We start from the raw sequence: 2269 nt of genomic DNA on the forward strand, positions 1-2269 counted from the left end.
TCCCCCCGGCACCGCGGCCACCGAAGCCACCTCGTCCACCATCCGCGCCGGCGGTGGTGGTGTACCGCCGCTGCCCGGCGGAGATCGCCTGGACGGGCAACGCCGCTGGCATCGACGGCGGCTGTGCCGGCAACGCCGCCGCGGCCGGCTCCGACCCCGGCTCCGACACCGGCGCCGGCTCCGGTTCCGGTTGCTCGGGTTCCTCGGCGAGGCGGTCGCCAGGACCGGCGAGCAGGCGGCGAAACAGCGAGCAGCGGGCGGCGAGTTCGGCCTCGCTGCCCTGGTCGACGACACGGCCGGCGTCCAGGACGGCGACGCGGTCGGCGAGGTGCAGGGTGGAGCGGCGGTGCGCGATGAGAATCGTGGTGCGCCCGCGCATCACCTCGGCGAGCGCGGTGTGGATCTCCGCCTCGATGCGGGCGTCGACAGCGGACGTGGCGTCATCGAGAACCAGCACCCGTGGGTCCGTGAGCAGGGCGCGGGCGAGCGCGACCCGCTGGCGCTGCCCGCCGGACAGGGTCAGCCCCTGTTCGCCGACAACCGTGCCGTAACCGTCCGGCAGCTCGCGGATGAACCCGTCGGCCTGGGCTGCGCGGGCGGCCGCGACGATCTGCTCCTCGGTCGCGTCCGGCTGGCCGTAGCTGATGTTCGCCCGGACCGAGTCGGAGTACAGGAAGCTGTCCTCGAAGACCATGCCGAGCTGCCCGCGCAGACCCGCGAGGGTCAGCGTGCGCACGTCGTGCCCGTCGAGGCGGACAGCTCCGCCCTGCGGATCGTAGAAGCGCGCCAGCAGCTGGGCGATCGTCGACTTGCCCGAGCCGGACGTCCCGACAAGCGCCAGGGTCTCGCCCGGTTCGACACGCAGGCTCACCCCCTGCAACACCGGCCGCTCCGGCTGGTAGCCGAAGGTGACATCGTCGAGTTCGACGAGGCCACGGGCGGCGTCCTCGAGCGGACGCGCGTCCGGTGCGTCGCTGATCGTGGGCCGCGAGTCGATGATCTCGAAGATCCGCACGGTGCTGGCCTTGGCCTGCTGGCCGACGGTGAGCAGGCCCGCGAGGGTGCGGGTCGGCCCGATCAGAGCGCCAAGGTAGGTGCTGAACGCGAGGAACGTGCCGAGCGTGATCCTGTCCGTGAGCGCCAGCCACCCGCCGAACGCCAGCACCGCGACCTGCCCCAGCGCCGGTACCGCCTGCATCGCCGCGCCGAACCGGCTGGTGATCCGCACCGCCCGCATCCGCAGCGCGAACAGCAGCCGCGCGTGCCCCGCGACCCGGTCAAGCTCCCGCGACTCCTGCCCGAACCCCTTGACCACCCGCACCCCGGCGACCGCCTCCTCGACGGCCCCCGCGACCTCCCCCGCCTGCTGCTGCGCCGCCCAGGTCGCCGGAAAGACGGTGTGCCGCGCCCGAATCCCCAGGAAGTACAGCGCCGGCCACATCGCCAGCGCGATCAGCGTCAGCAACGGTGACAGCCACGCCATCGCCGCCATGGACGCGAAGAACAGCAGCACGTTCCCACTGACCATCGGCAGATACGACAGCAACCCCTGGATCGCCGTCACATCGGAGATCGCCCGCGACACCACCTGCCCCGTGGACAGCTGGTCCTGCCGGTTCCCGTCGAGCCGCTCGATCGTCGCGAAGACCTGGTCACGCAGGTCGTACTGCACGTCCAACGAGAGCTTCCCGCCCGCGTACCGCCGCACGAACGTCAACACGAAGATCAGCACGCCGGACGCGAGCAGCACCACCAGATACGGCGCCAGCGCATGCCGATGCGTCACCACCACGTTGTCGATGACCGACCGCTCCACCAACGGCACCGCCGCCGTGATCAACGTCCCGACCAGCGACGCCCCGAACGCCAGCAGCGCGTTGCGCCGATAGACCAGCACCGCCCCCAGCAGCCGCCGCACCCACCCCCGATCCCGCTCCGCGTTGGACGGCTCGACGTTGGACGGCTCGGTGTTCGGCTGTTCGGTGTTCGGCTGTTCGGTGTTCGGCTGGGCAGCGGTCGCCGGCGCGATTGCCTGCGGGGCGGCCGTGGACGTGGACGCAGCCGTGGCCATGGCCGCGGATGCGGATGCTTCGGTGCTCGCGGTGACCTCCAGGATGTGCGGGCGTGCCGAACCGGCCGCCGTCGGAGCTCACGCGATGGACAGCTGACGGCGGAGGTCCGTGACCGCCGCTTCGACGTTACGTCCGTCGGCGTCCGTGCACGGCCCAGTCAGTGTCTATCAGCGCAACATTCCCGCAACGCCGTTGAT

The 2269-nt window shown here is 71.7% G+C and carries 1 protein-coding gene; it reads right to left on the reverse strand.

Annotated features, from left to right (window positions below):
• A partial coding sequence (locus tag G6R24_RS20375) for an ABC transporter ATP-binding protein (protein WP_225438861.1) occupies positions 1-2071 on the reverse strand: 2071 nt, incomplete at its 3' end.
• Positions 2072-2269: the final 198 nt, after the last annotated feature.

This window comes from Candidatus Frankia nodulisporulans (assembly GCF_902806475.1).
GTDB lineage: Bacteria > Actinomycetota > Actinomycetes > Frankiales > Frankiaceae > Frankia > Frankia umida.